Annotated in this window: 13 protein-coding genes and 1 pseudogene; 9 read left to right on the top strand and 5 right to left on the bottom strand. The window is 58.7% G+C overall.

Going from position 1 to position 17,841, the window contains the following annotated elements:
- Positions 1-262 (bottom strand): annotated as a pseudogene (locus Q7S58_RS06595) (hypothetical protein); the annotation flags it as partial.
- Positions 263-486: 224 nt separating this feature from the next.
- Positions 487-1,611, bottom strand: a complete 1,125-nt coding sequence (locus tag Q7S58_RS06605; protein WP_370655464.1) for a recombinase family protein — start codon at positions 1,609-1,611, stop codon at positions 487-489.
- Between the two features lie 45 nt (positions 1,612-1,656).
- Between Q7S58_RS06605 and Q7S58_RS06610 the strand changes: the two genes are divergently transcribed.
- From Q7S58_RS06610 to Q7S58_RS06640, 7 genes are all read left to right on the top strand, one after another.
- Complete coding sequence (locus Q7S58_RS06610; protein ID WP_304822402.1) at positions 1,657-2,586, top strand: IS110 family transposase; 930 nt, start codon at positions 1,657-1,659, stop codon at positions 2,584-2,586.
- Between the two features lie 625 nt (positions 2,587-3,211).
- Complete coding sequence (locus Q7S58_RS06615; RefSeq protein ID WP_304822357.1) at positions 3,212-4,687, top strand: TM0106 family RecB-like putative nuclease; 1,476 nt, start codon at positions 3,212-3,214, stop codon at positions 4,685-4,687.
- Positions 4,688-4,697: 10 nt separating this feature from the next.
- On the top strand, positions 4,698-5,897 hold the full coding sequence (locus Q7S58_RS06620; protein ID WP_304822359.1) for an SIR2 family protein: 1,200 nt from the start codon (positions 4,698-4,700) through the stop codon (positions 5,895-5,897).
- A gap of 10 nt (positions 5,898-5,907) precedes the next feature.
- The gene (locus Q7S58_RS06625; protein ID WP_304822361.1) at positions 5,908-7,770 is read left to right on the top strand and encodes an ATP-binding protein; all 1,863 of its coding nucleotides are present in this window, start codon (positions 5,908-5,910) and stop codon (positions 7,768-7,770) included.
- A 1-nt stretch (position 7,771) separates the two neighbouring features.
- On the top strand, positions 7,772-7,987 hold the full coding sequence (locus tag Q7S58_RS06630) for a KTSC domain-containing protein (RefSeq protein WP_304822363.1): 216 nt from the start codon (positions 7,772-7,774) through the stop codon (positions 7,985-7,987).
- A 275-nt stretch (positions 7,988-8,262) separates the two neighbouring features.
- A complete protein-coding gene (locus tag Q7S58_RS06635; protein WP_304822367.1) occupies positions 8,263-8,895 on the top strand; it encodes a type IV toxin-antitoxin system AbiEi family antitoxin domain-containing protein in 633 nt (210 codons plus the stop codon).
- A complete protein-coding gene (locus Q7S58_RS06640; protein WP_304822370.1) occupies positions 8,888-9,760 on the top strand; it encodes a nucleotidyl transferase AbiEii/AbiGii toxin family protein in 873 nt (290 codons plus the stop codon). Before Q7S58_RS06635 ends, Q7S58_RS06640 begins: the two co-directional genes overlap by 8 nt.
- 59 nt (positions 9,761-9,819) lie before the next feature.
- Here the strand turns inward: Q7S58_RS06640 and Q7S58_RS06645 are convergent, their stop codons facing one another.
- Together Q7S58_RS06645 and Q7S58_RS06650 are read right to left on the bottom strand one after the other, a co-directional pair.
- A complete protein-coding gene (locus tag Q7S58_RS06645) occupies positions 9,820-10,695 on the bottom strand; it encodes an ArdC family protein (protein WP_304822373.1) in 876 nt (291 codons plus the stop codon).
- 74 nt (positions 10,696-10,769) lie between these two features.
- Positions 10,770-11,150: a single-stranded DNA-binding protein gene (locus tag Q7S58_RS06650; RefSeq protein ID WP_304822376.1), complete on the bottom strand. Its 381-nt coding sequence runs from the start codon at positions 11,148-11,150 to the stop codon at positions 10,770-10,772.
- Positions 11,151-11,545: 395 nt separating this feature from the next.
- Here Q7S58_RS06650 and Q7S58_RS06655 point away from each other — a divergent pair, with 395 nt between their 5' ends.
- On the top strand, positions 11,546-12,367 hold the full coding sequence (locus tag Q7S58_RS06655) for a hypothetical protein (protein WP_304822379.1): 822 nt from the start codon (positions 11,546-11,548) through the stop codon (positions 12,365-12,367).
- Complete coding sequence (locus Q7S58_RS06660; RefSeq protein ID WP_304822381.1) at positions 12,364-14,220, top strand: 7-cyano-7-deazaguanine synthase; 1,857 nt, start codon at positions 12,364-12,366, stop codon at positions 14,218-14,220. Before Q7S58_RS06655 ends, Q7S58_RS06660 begins: the two co-directional genes overlap by 4 nt.
- Positions 14,221-14,513: 293 nt before the next feature.
- On the opposite strand, the gene Q7S58_RS06665 is transcribed toward Q7S58_RS06660, so the two are convergent.
- Positions 14,514-17,810 carry a Swt1 family HEPN domain-containing protein gene (locus Q7S58_RS06665; protein ID WP_304822384.1) on the bottom strand — a complete coding sequence of 1,099 codons (3,297 nt, stop codon included), beginning with the start codon at positions 17,808-17,810 and terminating at the stop codon, positions 14,514-14,516.
- Between the last annotated feature and the right edge of the window lie 31 nt (positions 17,811-17,841).

The raw sequence follows: 17,841 nt of genomic DNA on the forward strand, positions 1-17,841 counted from the left end.
AGGTGAACAAAAATCCAACGACCGTCAGCGCGACCAAAATCCAGTTCAGCGCATCGCCGAGGCACCAAAGCTGCGTCTGCGCGTAGTAGTGGTGGCTCGCTGGAAACGCAAACAGCAGGATCGAGCCGACGCCAATGAGAGCGCGGAAAAAAAGCTCAGCCGCTATGCCGTCCCTCTTTTCGGTGCGGTCGGACCAAAACCTCGCGACGGTCCACGACACCCCCCACGCGCCCCAGAGCGCGTATGTCGTATATTCCGGCATGTTACGGGCGGATTTGGTGGGGGAGATGGTGGCGCGAAAAGAGCGCGGCGAGGGGGCCAAGCGGATTGCGCGCGAACTCGGGGTGGATCGCAAGACGGTCAAGCGCTGGCTGAGACTCGGCAGTTGGCAGCCGCGGCGAAGTCGGCATCGGCTCCGGCCGATCGATCGGTTCGCCGTTGATTGGCGGGATCAAATTGGATCAGACGGTACGCGGGGATGAATGGCTAGCAGCGCGCGAGTTGTCGCTGTTGCTCGCGCCACTCCGCCGACAGCTCGAAACGACCGTCCATCAGCATCTGAAGGCTGAGGCCGGGCGCAGCGCAACCCTCGACCACGGCATCGACGATTCGGGGCGCGAGGAAGGCCAGTTTGGTAAGCCGCTCGACGTAGCGTTTGGGGAGACCGTCGCGGCGGGCAATCTCGGCTAGCGAGCGAACCTGACCTGAGGCCAATTCCTCGAACCATTGCGTGGCGCGAGCGATGGCCTTGAGCAAAGCGGGGTCTACGTTCCGCGAGGAGTCTTCGCATCCCTCCAGAATGATCCGGGTCTCGACGCCGCGGCGTTTCATTGTGAGCGGCACGAGGCGCGAGAGATGAAGCACGTTCGCAAGCGGCACTTCGGCCCGGCCGATTGATGGGACGGGAAGTTTGATGGAAACGCGGATGCCTTGCTCAAGGAGTTCCACCCGCTCGACCAGATCAGTCAAACACGCTGCCACGTCGATCTGGGCCGTAAGCCGTCGCCCGTAGTCCATCGCCGCCTCAGGCATCGGCCGTACGTCCGGAGACTGGATTTCTGACTTCTCCAACGCCTCTAGCAACCCGGGCCGATCGTCCAGAATACTTCGCGCGGCGATCGCGACCGCCCGCTCGATCTCGGTCGCCGACAATCGCCAACCGCGCTGCGCATCCTTCGCAGAGTCTGTGATCAAACCTTTCGATACGTAGTAACGGTATCTTCGCGCGCCCTTTGCGGTAGATTGGGCGTAGAGCGGCTCTCCACTCTGATCGAAGAGCAGGCCGGCGAGTGGGCTCGATCCAGCCTTGGTCGGACGTTGGCTCCGCTGCGCGGCTTGCTCGCGCAACTGGTGCTGAACCTTTTCCCATAACTCGCGCTCGAGGATCGCCTCGTGCAGTCCCAGATGGCGCTCCCGCTTGTGGCGGATCTCACCGATGTAGATCGGGTTGGCGAGCAACTCGTAAAGTGCGCCGCGCGAGAAGGATCGTCCGCCCGATTTATTGCCCTTCACGGAGACTCGAGCTTTGGAACTGACGCCGCGTCGATCCAGATCCTGCTTCAGCAGCCGCACGCTCCCGAGTTGCAAGTAGAGTTCATAAATCTGCTTCACCGTCGCCGCCTCCGGTCGATTGATTACGAGGTGCCGATCTTTGACGTGGATGTAGCCTTCAGGCCTGGCGGCGAGAAGCTGAGCGTTCCAAATGATCGGCGGGGGATTACCCGGCTGGTGAGGACAATCAGTCGCCTTACGCCCGAATGCGTGGTGCTGGAGGCGAGCGGCGGGTACGAGCGGAGATTGCTGGAGCGGTTAGCCGAGGAGGAGTTGCCGGTCGCGCTGGTAAATCCTCACAACATTCGTGAGTTCGCGCGCGCCAGCGGTCGGCTCGCCAAGACGGATGCGATCGATGCCGCGGTGCTCGCACACTTTGCTGAGGTGATGAAGCCTGAACTGCGCCGGTTGCCCGATCCAGAGACTCGGAAGTTGAGGGCATTGATCACCCGACGCAACCAGCTCGTGCGGATGATGACGGCGGAGCAGAACCGACAGTTGCAGGCGCTCGAGAGTGTGCGCGCTGGGCTGGCCGCGATCATTCGATGCCTGAAGAAGCAGATAGCAGTACTGGACAAGCAGCTCGCGGCGCTGATCCGGGCGACGCCGGCGTTCCGTCAAAAGGCCGACCTGTTGCGTAGCGCGCCGGGAGTCGGCCCAGTCGTGAGCGCGACGTTGATTGGGCATCTTTCAGAGCTCGGGACTCTGAACCGCAAGAAGATCGCAGCGCTGGTAGGTGTTGCTCCGTTCAATCGAGATAGCGGAAGGATGAAGGGTAAGCGCGCAATCTGGGGCGGCCGTGGCGATGTGCGGGCGATGCTCTATATGAGCACTCTCGCCGCGGTCCGACTAAACCCATCGCTACATGCATTCCACAGTCGTCTGCGGTCGGCCGGAAAATCTCCGAAGATGGCGTTGACCGCCTGCATGCGGAAGTTGGTCGTCATGCTGAACGCGATGCTCAAAGTGGGCAGCCGTTGCTCCGAAGAACGAACTCGCCCGGTGAAGTTGATCGCGGCGACAGCCCCGACATGACACGGTTGCTCTCAAACCGAACAGGAGGGCCGTGCGCAGATTTCTAGATGCGCGAGCGGAGCGGGCGGCAGGACGTGCCAAAGCGCAGCGGCCCGAATGGGCTGGCGCGGCTTGCTAGCGCAGCGAACGCCACCACTTAAAGCGGCGCGAAGCGGAGCCGCAGGAGGGAGGGGATTGGGTAGGGACTGGCGCGGTGCGAAGTTTACGGAGCGCTCGTGAGGCGGCTCACAGCGGAGATGCCCGCGACTGGATTGCTTGGTCAATGGTGGAGACTCTCGCACATCCGATCATTTCGAATTGTCGGACAGATGTTCCGGACTGACAAGATGCCAGAGTTAGTTACGGTTTGTGTTTTTCCGGGAATCGGTGGTTTTTCGAGCTGGCGGAAAGTCGAAGCCGAGAAAGCCATGAAGCAGACCGCGGGCGGAAAGCCGTGGAGGTTTATCTACGTCTTACGTGAGCCTCAGACCGTCTTGTTTTGGAATACTGGAGGAACGGCTAAACTCTGTTCGAAGGGCTGGGTGCGGCGGAACTAAATCTTCAGGAAATATACGGAGCGACCCAAGAGATGTCGCAAGAGAATGCAAGTGCCCCTATCCCCGCGGCGACTCCGATCACCGCTTCAATGCTGTACGACCTGGTAGCTTGCCCGCATCGCGTTGCCATGGACTTGTTTGCCAACCCAGCCGAGCGCGACACGCCGAGCCCGTTCGTGCAGTTCCTCTGGGAGCGGGGCTCGGCGCATGAGGAGCAAGTGGTCGCAGGTATCGGCGTGCCGTTCGTCGATCTATCCATGTACGCCGGAGTCGAGAAGGAGCGGCGCACTTTTGAAGCGATGGACCGCGGTGAGCCGCTAATCCATGGCGGGCGCATTGCCGCCGGCGACCTGCTTGGCGATCCCGACCTGTTGCGGAAGGAGGGGACCGGGTACATTGCAGGCGACATCAAATCTGGCGCCGGGGAGGAGGGGGGCGGCGACGATGGCGAGGGCAAGCCCAAGAAACACTACGCCGTGCAGCTCGCCTTATACACCGACATCCTGGAGCGGCTTGGCCGCTCGGCTGGCCGCCGCGGATTTATCTGGGATATCCACGGCGAGGAAGTCCCCTACGACTTCATGGCAATTCACACGAAGAATGCGCGCAGGCTCTGGGACGATTACCAAGAATGCCTTGACCATGCGCGAACTATCGCACGTCGCGCAACCGAAACGGTGCCGGCCTACAGCGCGGGCATCTGCAAACACTGTGTATGGTACACTGCGTGTATCAAGCAACTCGATGCAGCGAACGATCTCACGCTGATCCCCGAGCTGGGTCGCTCGAAACGCGACGCCATGATCGGCCGCATAGGTTCGATCCGCGAACTTGCGGAGATCGACCCGGCCGATTTTATCGTGAGCGGAAAGACGGCATTTGCCGGGATCGGCCCTGCGACCCTCGAAAAACTGCACGCGCGCGCGAAGCTCCTGACCGCAGAAAACGGCAAGCCGTACCTTCGTGCGGCCGTATCTCTGCCAGCCGCCGATGTCGAATTGTTCTTCGACATCGAGGTGGACCCCATGCGCGATGTTTGTTATCTGCACGGGTTCGTGGAACGCCGAAACGGTGCCAATGAAAGCGAACGCTTCGTCGCATTTTTCGCGGATGCCGGCACGCCAGAGGCGGAGGAACGGGCGTTCGCAGAGGCTTTGCACTATATGCGGGCGTCGCAACCATGCGCCATCTACTACTATTCAAAGTACGAGCGGACGATCTATCGGAAACTCCGCAAGAAGTATCCCGATGTTTGCACCGAGGCGGAAATCGAGGCGTTGTTCGATCCGGCTCGGTCGGTCGACCTTTATTTCGATGTCGTCCTGAGGGCGACGGAGTGGCCGACGCGGGACTTCTCGATCAAAACCATCGCCAAGTACCTGGGGTTCGCCTGGCGCGATACCCACCCTTCCGGGGCCGCGTCCATCGAATGGTTCGACCGGTGGCTCGCGACCGGAGACCCGGCGATTCGACAACGTATCCTCGACTACAACGAAGACGACTGCCGCGGCACGCGCGTTCTTCTTGACGCCATTCGGGAACTCCCGGTTCAGCTTCCGAGGTAGACCTGCGCCGATGGCCTCACACGACGCTCGTAAGATGATTGGCGATTTGCGCGATCACTTGGCACGGCATGACAAACCCATCGCATTTCTCTTCGGTGCCGGGACGTCTTGCGCGGTAAAAGCCGTTTGCGCCGCAGGCGGCGGGCCGGAAAAGCCACTGATACCGGCCGTCGCGGGCTTAACGGAGATTTGCGCTTCGGAAGCGCGAAGTCTTGGCAAAGAATACGCGGAGGCATGGAGCAAGGTCGCAGCACAATGTGACCACGATGGGAAATCGGCAAACATTGAAGACATTTTGTCGCGGCTGCGAATGATGCTCGCGGCGATCGGCGAACAAGACACACTTCTGGGGCTCAACCGGACGGGGATTTTAAAGCTCGAAGAAACGGTGCGGCGCACGATAGCGAAGATTGCGAATCCTGCAATAGCGTTGATTCCAGAAGAGACGCCGCATCGATCGATGGCGCGTTGGTTGGCTAAGACCTCCAGACAACAGCCCGTCGAGATCTTCACTCTCAATTACGACGTGCTTATCGAGATGGCATTTGAAGCCGAACGGATACCGTTGTTCGACGGATTCGTTGGCAGCTATCGACCGTTTTTTCTGCCCGATAGCCTCCGGCGGCCGGAAGTCGCCCCAGGATTAAATTGGGTTCGTCTCTGGAAGATGCACGGATCGGTCACCTGGCGCCGTGAGAACCGGGGAGGGCGGGAACGAATCGTGCGCGGCGAGCCGGATTCCTCTGGCGAGATGATCCTCCCATCGTTCCACAAATACGATGAATCTCGCCAACAACCTTACGCCGCATTCATGGACCGACTCGCCAGATTTCTCGACCAGGACGACGCACTTCTCGTTACCAGCGGATTTAGCTTCGGGGACGAGCACATCAACAACGTGATTTTTTCGGCGATCGAGAACAGGCCCCGGACGCACGTTTATGCCCTGCAATTCAGCGAAGTTGACGACGACCACGATTTGCTCAAGCGCGCGGTGAGACAGAGGAACCTTATAGTCAGCGGTCCAAAGACTGGTATTATCGGCGGTCGGCGGGCCGAATGGAGGCTTGATGATCCTGTGCCCTTTGTCGATGTCGTGTTTGAGCGTGACCCAAAAACGGAGGCAAACCCGCAACCGAAGACCGGACAATTGAAGCTCGGGGATTTCGCAAAGTTCTGTGAATTTTTGCGCTCCATGGGCGAGCGCTGAGGATATCCGGATGTCCCTCTCCGATCCAACATTTATCGGTCAGGTAGCTTCCGTTACCGGGGGTATCGTCCGCGTCCGCCTGCGGGAAGATATGCCGACGACCCTTGTCATGATCGAGGGCGAGTCGTATCGGGTCGGTCAAATTGGCGCCTTCTTCCGGATAGCACTGGGATACACCCAGCTTTATGCCGTATGTACTCAAGTAGGCGCCGACGCTGCGCCTCCAAACAGTTTGGAGACCGGTCCCAGAAGTTCGCTTGAAGCGCCTACAACCGAACGTCTGGCGGGATATCGATGGATGGCCGTCACACTTTTTGGGGAGTCCATCGGCTCACAATTCGAGCGGGGAGTAGGTCAGTACCCGACTGTCGGCGATGAAGTTCATATCGTGACCAACGAAGACCTCCAAGTCATCTACGGATGGTCTCGAAATAAGGCGGGAACGGTGCCGGTCGGCACAATTGCCGCGTCGTCCGGGATTTCCGCAGACCTCAATGTCGCGGGACTTGTCAGTCGGCATTGCGCCATTGTCGGATCGACAGGAGCTGGAAAATCGAACCTTGTCACCGTTCTTCTTGAAACGATCGCCAGCGGCGATTTTCCATCCGCGCGTGTGATTGTGATCGATCCTCACGGAGAATATTCCACGGCTCTCGGCGACAAGGCGCGCGTATTCCGAATAAGACCGAATGAGTCGATTGGGGAGCGTCATCTTAGGGTGCCCTTCTGGGCTCTCCCGTTTGACGAATTGCAGTTGATGACATTGGGGGGCTTACAGCCCAATTACGAGGCTGCCATCAGGGAACAGGTGCTCGACCTTAAAGCGGCTTCTGCCGTAAATTTGCGGACGCCGCCGCCCATCGAGACCCTGACGGCCGATACGCCGGTGCCGTTCAGCATCAAGCGGCTCTGGCATGAACTCGATCAAGTGGAACGTAAAACGTTCAAGACCACGGGTGCCAATCAGAAGGAAGAGGATGCTTTTCCACCCGAGCAAGTCGGCAATTCCGAGACTTTGACGCCCGACCGATACCCGATCGCGAGTCCTTACAACCAGGCTCCCTATAAAAACAACCGGAAAAGAAATATTGAACGACACTTGGACCTGATGCGGAGCCGGCTGCGTGACGGACGGTTCACCTTCCTGTTCAGTCCTGGGGGTGGTTACGAACCGGACCTTGACGGGCGGGTAACGTTGGATCTTGACGATCTTGTTCGCGATTGGGTTGGACATGATCGTCAAATTACGATCTTCGATGTATCGGGTCTCCCATCGGAGATACTGTCGACGATCGTCGGTACGATGCTACGGGTCGTTTACGACACTCTTTTCTGGGCGCAGGATCTTCCTGTCGGTGGGCGCCAACAACCTCTTCTCGTCGTTATCGACGAGGCTCATCGCTTTCTTCCCGAAGGAGGAAATACGCCCGCTCACCGCACTCTTTCCGTGATCGCCAAGGAAGGGCGAAAATATGGAGTGGGGCTCACTCTGGTGACCCAGCGTCCGTCCGAGATCGACAGTTCCGTGTTGAGCCAATGTGGTTCGATGATCGCCTTGCGTGTCACCAACACTGCCGACCGGGCAAAGGTAGCGGCTGCGTTACCGGATGAGCTCGGCGGTCTCGCGGATCTGCTGCCGTCCCTTCGGACCGGCGAAGGACTGTTCCTTGGGGAAGCTATGGCCATTCCATCACGTGTCCGCGTGCGCAAAGCTCTGAACAAGCCGGTTGGCGACGATCCGAAGCTCCCCGAAGCATGGCAGAACGCAGACCGTCCATCCGGAAAACTCTACACACAAGCACTTGCAAACTGGCGCGCGCAATCGACTTCTGCTGTCGTCCCGGCACCCGCTAAAGACAACCAGGAGAAATGACATGCCCGAGATGATCTTCGTCGATTCCTCCAATGTCGAGGCTATAGGATACGATTCCGCCACTCGAGAACTGCACGTGCGGTTCGTGAAATCGGGCGAGACGTACGTCTATTACGAAGTCGAGGAGTGGGTGTTCGAGGACTTCAAAAGAGCGGATTCAAAAGGGACTTTTCTCAATACCAACATCAAAGGCCGATACAATTACGGCAAACTATGACGGTCTAACGCCTAACCCAAGGCGGCAATCGTTTAGGAGCCCAAGTTCACTCGTAACATTTCTTTTTCACATCGAAATCCTTTCGACAATATTTCGCGAGACCCTCTGGCCTGCACCCCAACGTATGGGCTTGATTCTCGATGACCACCATTGATATTCCGGCTTCCGTGCAAAGGTAGGTGGCTCACGTTTCGGTTGCTTGAGGTCTGGCGTTATCTGTTAGAAGATGATACAAATCCTCGGATAGATAGCTTAATTGCCCAAGGAAATGTATCTTGACCGCACTTAAGGCAACCCGCTCAGACCGGCAGCAAGACCGGGCGATAGCTCTGCTCCGGCAGCGCGGAATGGTCCGCCTCGCTGAGTTCAGGGCGACGGGTGTCACGGCGACAACCGTCTCGCGCCTCGAGCGCGCCGGGGCCGTTATCCGTCTTGGCCGTGGACTCTATCAGCTTCCGGACGCGACAGTTGATGCCCATCACGTCCTCGCCGAAGCCTATAAGCGCGTTCCAAACGGGGTGATCTGTCTCGTCTCCGCGCTTGCCTTTCACGATCTCACCGATCAGATGCCTCCGCGCGTATGGATGGCAATCGGTCCTAAAGCCTGGCGCCCGCGCGTCGAGTATCCCGCGATCATATTCGTCCGATTTCCAAAAGAGCGGCTTGAGAACGGCGTGGAGTTTCACGTGATCGACGGCGTGCGGGTGCCCATCTTTGGCGTAGCGAAGACCCTGGCCGACGTTTTTCGCTATCGTCGCGTCCTCGGCACGACGCTTGCGGCTGAGGGGCTTCGGGAAGCGCTTCGGAAGAAGAAGGCGACGCCGGCAGAAATCTCCAAGCAGGCCGTCGACGCCGGCGTGTGGACCGCGATGCAGCCCTACATGGAGGCTCTGACGCTGGATGGCTAAGCGGACTCGGGATATCGGCGCGTCGGTCCGTTCTCGCCTCCTCAAACTGGCGCGGGACAGAGGCCAGCCATTCGATTTGGTGATCACACGCTATGCGCTGGAACGTCTGCTCCATCGGCTGAGTCAGTCGCCGCACCGTGATCGATTTGCTCTCAAGGGTGCGATGTTGATCACGACCTGGTTCGCGGACCCGCACCGCCCGACGCGCGATCTGGATCTGCTTGGGTTCGGTGATTCCTCAGAGGAATCCATTCTCGATGTTTTCCGCGAGGTCTGCGGAATGCTGGCGGATGACGGGATTACATTCGAGGTCGATAATTTGCGGATCGAGCGAATCCGAGAAGAACTGGAATATGGCGGACTGCGGCTGCGAACCATTGCCAACCTTTCGCGAGCACGAATCAACGTGGTGATTGATGTCGGCTTCGGAGACGCGGTGGAGCCTGGCCTGGAGGAAATCGAGTTTCCGGTTTTACTCGACTCAGCCGCGCCACGATTGCGGGCTTATCCGCGCGAGACGGTAATTGCCGAGAAATTTCAGGCCATGGTGTACCTCGGGCGGGCGAATAGCCGTATGAAGGACTTCTATGACGTTTGGGTGCTGTCGAAGGCTTACGAATTCGATGAGGCTCGCCTAGCGAAGGCGATCGCCGCGACTTTCGAACGCCGTCGCACTGCGATCCCGAACGAGGTTCCCGATGCGCTTACTCCGGAATTTGCTCGCGACGCGAGCAAGCGGCGACAATGGGAGAGTTTTGTCCGAGAGCTGGCGGCCGGGTCGGGCTCGCTTGAGACCGTGGTTTCCGATCTGGCGGCCTTTCTGATGCCGATGGCGTTGAAGGCCAGAGCGTCAACGCGGAACTAAGATTGAGAACGCTGATACGGCGGCGCGCCCGCGCTCGTTGCGCGGGCGCGCCGCAAATTTTATTGCCCGGAGGGTTTGCGATTGAGAATGAAATCCGTGGCCCGCTGCGCCTGCCCGGCGGCGTGGATCAAAAGCTTGCGATCATCGCGAAGCTTCTTGAGCCAGCCCGCGACGTAGGCGGCCTGATTATGAATGACCGCGTTTGAAATTCCGGCTTCCGCGCAGAGATAGGCCGCTGAAAGTTCCGCGACAAGCTCTTCGCGGCTGTACACAGGGCTTCCGAACGGTGCGAGTTCGGTTATCCCTTCTCGCGCAAGGCGTTTCTCGTGGCCGGTGCTATGCGACAATTCATGCGCGGCGGTACACGCTTCCTCCTCGGCGCTGATGAAAAGCTCGCGCGGCGGGAGTGTGACGCGATCCGTGATCGGCGAGTAAAACGCTTTCGATCCGGCGCGCACTATCTCGGGCGGATTCGGCATCCCGGCGATGATCTTCTCTACGGCTTCGATCGGATCATGCTGGTGCGTTTCGATCTTCGGCAGCTTGTCGAAGACTGTCTGCGGAAGTTCGCATTGTTCGAGGTTGAACACGCGATAATATCTGAGCAGGAAACGGCGGCGATTCTTCTCGTCGTTCTCCTCGGTGTCGAGGTCTTCCGTGCTTCGTTTAGCGCCTTCGATTTTCCAATAAACGATCAGCGTACTTTCCTCGCCTTTGCGGACGTGTCCGCCCAGTTCGGTTGCCTGGCGGTACGTCAACCAGAACGGCGAAACGTACTTCGACGCCGAAAGCAGGAAAACGTTTACGCCGCGATATGGCTTCTTGCTCACAAGGTTGCGCGGCAGTCCGGTCGAGGTCCACGGCCTGCGCCACGGCACCACGCCGTTTTCGAGCAGGTTGATGATCTCATCAGTAACCATTGCGTAGATGTCCATTATCGTAATCTTCGATTGTGGATTGGTTAGTTGCGGGAGAACCGCTTTCGCGGCTCTCCCGTTCTGGGTGGGCACTAAAAGGGGATGTCGCCGGAAGCTTCAGCCTTGGGCGCGTTGCCATTGGCGCGATTACCAAGCAGGCGGAGTTGCCGCACCACGATTTCGGTGCGGTAACGCTTGCCCGATCCGTCCTTCGCTTCGTACTGGCGGGTGGTAAGCCGGCCTTCGACGTAAACTTGCCGGCCTTTGCTCAGGAACCGCTCACACGTATCGGCCAGCCGCCCGAACGCGACGATGCGATGCCAGTCGGTGCGCTCCTGCTTCGCGCCGTTTCGATCCGTAAACCGCTCCGTGGTCGCCAGCGAGAAATTCGCTACGTTCTGCCCAGACGGAAGGGCACGAATCTCAGGGTTAGCTCCCAGATTGCCGATTACGATCACCTTATTGATGGTCATTGCCGTTACCTCCATTCCCTTTTTGCTTCGCCCGCTTCCGCTTTTGCGGCAGGGCGTGCTGCGCTTTGCTTTCATCACCGCGCAACTTTTTTCCGCGCGGCCCTCTCAAAACGAACTGGAGGGCCGTGCGCAGATTTCTAGATGCGCGAGTGGAGCGGGCGGCAGGACGTGCCACAGCGAAGCGGCCCGCAAGGGCTGGCGCGGCTTGCTAGCGCAACGAACGCCACCATTTAGAGCGGCGGCGAAGCGGAGACGCAGGCTGGGTCAGGTAGCGTTACGGGATGGACGCGAGCGGTGCAGCTTGCGAAACCCGAGAGGGCGTCTCACAGCGCAGCGCCGCCGGATTGGAAAGAGCGTTATGTGCCTTGAACAATTGCGGGGATAGGTAAGAAGATATGCCGGCGAGAGCCAAAGAGCCGGGGGGAGAAACGGTGGGGCACGAGCGGGTAGGACTTCTGCCGAAAACGGAGCGCTGGCGGACACTCGTCGCGAGTATCGCGAACGTGACGGGTGAGTCTGACGTGGCGGATCTAGCCGCGCGCACCACGGAACTATTGCGAAGCCAGCTTCGCGATGTCCAGACCGACGCGGGCGTGCAGGCGGCGTTTCACTATTTAGTCCTGTTGGGATTTGCGGCGCGTGATCCAGAGACCGCACAGGGGCAACTGAAGACTTACGGCATCAACGTGCCCGAGAGTCCGACGCCGCTCGATTTCGTGCGAGCGTTGCGTGAGTGGGTGGCAGCACACAGCGAAAACAGTGACAACAGCGAGTTAGCAACGCGTGCCGCTGGCGAGGCGATCTGTGGATGGTTCGAGGAGAATCGAACAGGTTCAAGGGCGCTCTTCCAGAAGCACGAAAACGCCTTTGATATTTGGCACGGTGCGGCCAGCGGTTCCGGGTTTTGTGAGTTGGCGCGGAAGTTCTTCGCGCGATTCACAGAGCGTCACCTGAACTACTACTTGGAAAGGGAAGCGTCTGCGGTGGCGCGGTCCATGGAATCGCGGGACGCGCTGGCGCGAAATCTTAAAGATCACGTCGATCGCGTTTCCAAGCACGCCTTCGAGACGGCGAAAATCACGCAGTCGTTTGCCGCGGGGTGGTTCAACAGGCGGCGAGACGAGCGAAGCGTAAGCGGGGAGGAAATAGAAGGATTTCTTCGGCTGGCGTTTGGCAAAATCAGGGATGAGCTGCTCAGGGAGCGGCATCGGATATGACGCGCGGTGCTTCCCGGATGGTTCTGTGCAATGGAGCCACTGTCCCGCGCGAGCGGAAAGAGCGTCAGCCTCTGCGGCTGGATTATCGTGAAGGATACGAGCCGAACGTTCGGATATCTTTGCCTGACTTTGTTCGTGGCGTTTACCATCTTCCGGATCGGGTTCTTGATCTCTTGGAAATCGCGTCTTATGTCTTTGCGGCCGATCGAATGCTTCCCCGAGGGCGGCGAGCCGCTCTGGAATACGAATCTTGGAGCCGGGCACTGCACTTCGCGATCAGAGTCCGCGACATAGACTTTTGGTCCCGTGCGGAGGTTCAAAGAAAGCTTGAAGATGCGCTGTGCTTTGTAACCGGAGATAAGACATATCGGTTTACGTTTGAAGGGGGCCATTCGACACCGCTAACAAGCCTGTTCGACTCGGAAAGTTTTCGGCTTCCAGAGCACGGATCGGCCGTGCTGTTGTTTTCGGGTGGCGTTGATTCTTTAACCGGAGCTTTGGACCAACTCGGCAGCGGAGTGGCGAGACGCACCTGCATGGTGAGTCACCGCTCTCAACCAGGAACGATGCGGACACAACATCAACTGGCCGAAGCTTTGGAACGATTGTTTCCTGGCCGGACAGCTCATTACACGTTTGATTGCGTTCTTCATGGACAAAGAGCGGCAGAAGAGACGCAACGTAGTCGCGTGTTTTTATATGTGTCGATCGCGTACGCGCTAGCCTGCGCTCTTTCACAATCTGAGTTATTCGTTTACGAGAACGGCATGACGGCTCTGAATTTCGCACGGCGTGAGGATTTGCTGAAAGCGAGAGCGAGCCGAACGACTCACCCCAAGACGATTCGGTTGCTTAACGACTTCCTTTCCGAAGTGTCAGGCCACGACTTTACCATACGCTCGCCATTTTCATGGATGACAAAAACTGACGTATTGCAGCGATTGGCGAGCATGAAGCAGGAACGGCTTCTGACCAGTGCAGTATCTTGCAGCAAGACGTTTCAAAGAATGAAGCGTGAAGCGACGCAATGCGGGGCATGCTCGCAGTGCGTGGAGCGGCGATTTGCAGCGTACGCAGCTGGGCTCGATGATATCGACGAAAGTGGATTGTACGCATTAGATTTCGTTGACCAGGAGGTTCGTGGCGAAGCGAGAACGGTGTTGTTGGATTTCGCGCGCCAGGGCAGGGACTTCGCGGAATCTGGTGTTGACCAATTCTACAGTGAGAGGACTGCGGAGCTAGTTGACGTGTTAGATGGATTTCCCAGCATGTCCGAGCAGACGGTTGTTCAAAAGATTTGGGAGTTATGCCGCAGACATGGGGAGCAGGTGCTGCATGCGATCCGGCGAATGCGAGAAGTTCACGATAATCCTTACAGCGCAATTCCACACGGAAGTTTTCTGGAGATGGTCTCCGAGCGGGAGTACCTGAAGGAACCGATCAAGCGCTTTGTGGAAGCGGTATGCCGCAAGTTGACGATCGCGCTGCCGCTGGCCTTTCAGCACAATCAGCCCACAAATGAAAACGACTTTAATGATAAGGTGAGCGCTATTCTCGCATCAGAGAAGGAGGAGATGGAGCGTGAACACCCGGCGGTCCGGTTCGCGCTAGCCCATGCGGTTCCGGACCACTCTGCGCGACGATCGGATGTATTTATTGAAAGCAAGTACATAAGAGGCGGGACAACGCCCGCCAAAGTGAATGAGGGGATGGCTGCGGATTTGACGAAGTACGGGAAGCAGCGTCATGTGCTGTTTGTAGTATACGATCCCGCAAGATCGATTGGCGACGATCTTCGGTTCAAAAAGGACTTCGAGAATGCAGGACCGTGCACCGTCCTTCTCATTAGGTAATTATCGTTGACACCGATTACTTCCGCACAATCCCTCGGGAATTTTCGCCAGTAGTTCGTTGAGCTTTTCGACGACCTCCTGAGCGGGAGATCTCCGCTCTCATCAAGCTTCAGCAAGAATTGTGCAAGTTAATTGCGGGACACAACACTAGAGGACAGATTACAGTTCAACATTTTTCGCTTTGCACCTCGACCACCATCTTCATGCGGCCGGTCTGCTCCCCGAAAACTCAGCCGAAATGAGGTTGATCCGCCCCGCGTCAAGGTTCTTCTGCTAGGGACCGACCTCTCCGTTTAGCTATCTTCGAAATCGAAGCTCCTGAACTTGAGTGTTCGGCAGTTTTCCGAAACCGTACGGACCACGCTCTCCGGGGCGCCTTCGGGTATCTCCGCGTGAATCTCGATTGTGACTTCGACGTTCGCTCCTGGCAGCTTTGTAAGATGCTGGATGACTTCGTCCGCGATTTGGCCGGCATCGCGACTGATACGAATTGCGTTTAATTGTGCGGAGCCATGGAACCGCCGCGACAACTTCGGTTCTGCACTTCCCCCAGTCTTCTTGTCATCTTGATCCCTCTTTATCTCGTCGTCTTTCCTTTTCTCGGTTTTCTGATCTTCGCGCTGGGCCTCGGCTTCCAGCTGAGCCTTCGCAATCTCCGACTTCACGAGCATCCCACCGCCGCCCACGATTGAGACAGTCACCAGTTGTCCGGCCCTGAGTCCTACGTATCGTCCTTTAGCCTCATCGAAGCTGTCGGCATATGCGAATGAATCCTGCGCCCACGTCATGAGTCGGAGCCCGTCACGAATCGCTTCGGCAAGCACCTCACTCCCTCGGAGTCGCGGCAAGTAGAGATACTGAGCGAAATCGTCGGCTAGCTGCGTGACCGGGACATGATTGCCGCGCCAAAGCGGTATGCGATCCAATTCCATGCGTAGCCGCGTGCCGGCGAGGTCCAAGACCAGCGACTCTTCGCCCTTCAGTTTCTTGGCCGCCCGCGGCGCGAGCGCGTCCTGGCCCGAGACCTTTGTCTCACTCCAGTCGATATCCTTGAGCGGTCCGTCCTTTGGCTTCTCTTGACCCGGGACGATCAGCCACTGATACGCTTCAGGTATCCGCTGATTGACGACGCCGTCGGACTCCTTCCGCGTCTTCTCTGCGTGCGCGCTCTGATTTGCGTCGAGGTTGAGCGTTGTCTTTTCGTCATCGATCGACTTCCACGCCATAAAATCTCGCACCGCGCGATTCAAATCGTCCATCCTGATGCGATCGGCCGCCAGGAACACGACCGTGTTTTTGAAGATGCGCGGTCCAGTCCCTTTGCTCTCGAGAATTCGCTGCGCTTCTACGCGCGCGGGGCTACCAGCTGTCTTCGACGAATGCGGATGGGCCGGATCCAATATCACCAGACGCGTCTCTCGATCCTCCGCGACCGCGGCCGCATCGACGCAAGCCTGGACCTTCGCGAATTCGCCGCGCTCTTTCTCCTGTAAGCGAAGCCGCCGCCGAATCTCCTCGCACACGGCCTCATCGTTTTCCTGCGCCGCGCGATCGCGCGCCAGCTTGGTGACGTTCTGTTGCGTGTCGTACCAGTACCGCCGGTCGGTGCTGTAGAGGTAGGTGGTCTGTTCCCGCAGCTTCCGCAGAGCATCTCCGAAAGTCGCCACCGTCTCGCCCGGTTGAGCACATCCGAGCTTGATCTGTATATCCTCAAGGCCTCGTCCTGCCGCATTCAGCGTGGGCGCCGACCCTATGAACACCGTCCGCGCCACGCGCCGCGACGCCGAGTACCGCGCCAACGCAGGGTTCTCCTGATCCATCCTGAGCGGCACTGATTCGGGCCCGTCGACGTCGGTACCGACGACCGGCCGCCAGGAGCTCTCAAGGTACTTCAACACTTCGTCGAGCACTGCCGGCGCATCGATCGGCACGGTCCCCGGCAGGATCAGGAGACTCGCGTCGCCACGCTCCCATAACGTGTGGATTACCGCCGCCATCAAGCGCAGCACTCCGCGCGTCATCTGGAACTTGTCGAGCGATGACCAGTCGCCGAATAACCGATCGAACAGCTCCGGATGAATCGGGTATGCCTTCTGGATGCGTTGTTCGTACGCGCCTTCCTTGCATTGCGCCGGGAATTCTTTGGCGCTTTCCCGGTACATCTCGCGGAACTTCTTGGCGACCGTATCGCGAGCGCGAAAAAGCTCGGGGTCCGTGATCGGCTGAAAGAGCCGTCGCCGCACGATCTCGAAACCTTCTTCAGTGGTCGCCGGCGTCCACGGCGTTTGAATCCGCGCAAAAACATTTTTAATGCGCTCGAGCGCCGCCCTGCCGCCCTCGCCGCCTATCTCGGTGTCCGACGCCGGGATACTCGCGACCACCAGCGTCTTCGGCACTGCCTTCGCGGCTTCCGTCAAGGTCTGGGCGAACGTCATGTTCGCGTCGAACGATCCTGCCGGCAAATCCGAAACGCCGTACAGCATTCGCGCGTGCGCCAGCCATTCGTCGATCAATATCAGGCACGGTGCGGCCCGCTTAAACAGTTCTCGAAGTTCACCACCGGGGCTTATTCCTTTGCGATCGGACTCCGCGACCAGCTTGTACCCATCCTTGCCGAGGAGTTGCCATGCGAGTTCGCCCCAAAGCGTCTTGACGACCGTCCCGTCAGCCTTGCGATGCGACTCGGCCGGCCCAATATCCGTACCGACTAGAACAGCGCGCTTTGCTCTTGGAATCGCGCTGACACCTGCTTGCTTCAGCACCGTCTCGACGCCAGCGAGATCGCTTGGCGGGACGCCCGAGAATAGATGGTACAGCGCGAGCATCGAATGCGTCTTGCCGCCGCCAAAATTCGTCTGCAGCTCGACCACCGGATCGCCCGAATTGTCGCCAGCGCTCAGTCGCCGTACCGCGCCGACCAGCAACTGCTCCAGTCCATGAGTCATGAAGGTGCGCTGAAAAAAATCGCGCGGCTTGCCGTATTCATCCGCCGCCTCGCCGCGATACACCTGCGCGAGATCCGCCGCGAACTCCGCCTGCTGGAATCTCCCTGACGCCACATCCGGATGCGGCGTTATAACTTCTCGCCACGGTTTGAGACCCGCCGACGGCTGGCCCTCGGTAGGCGAAGTCGCGAGCTTCCGCGTCTCGCTGCGCGTCTGTTCCGCATAGTTCAGGCGCTGCAATTCCTGCTTCGCGCGCTGAACCTCGACCGCCTGTTCCGCCGTGATCGCCGTCAGCAGCCGATTGATACTGTCGAGCGCCCGATACGCATCGTCGCTCGTAAACGGCTCCGAATGCGCCCACTGGTTGCGAGTCGTGCGCAACTCCGCGATCAGGTTCCGCTCGCTATTGCCGAGCTTCTTGCCGAAGACGAGTGTCCAGTTGTCCCACATCGCGCCCAGCAGCGCCTGCGAGTCCCAATTGATTTGTCCTTTGCTCTCGCGCTTCAGCCGGCGCTCGTCCCGAGCCGCTTCCTCGATCCACTTGTCGCCGAATACGGTCCTGAGCTCGCGCTCGACGTAGGGCTTCAGTCCCTCGCGCATCAGGTCGAGCGCTTTGCCGACCCGCTCGTAGTTGGTGATCGCCATTTCTATTCATCCCCCGCATTAACTCCCCCCT

Origin of the sequence: Candidatus Binatus sp., assembly GCF_030646925.1 — a bacterium.
In the GTDB taxonomy this organism is placed as follows: domain Bacteria; phylum Desulfobacterota; class Binatia; order Binatales; family Binataceae; genus Binatus.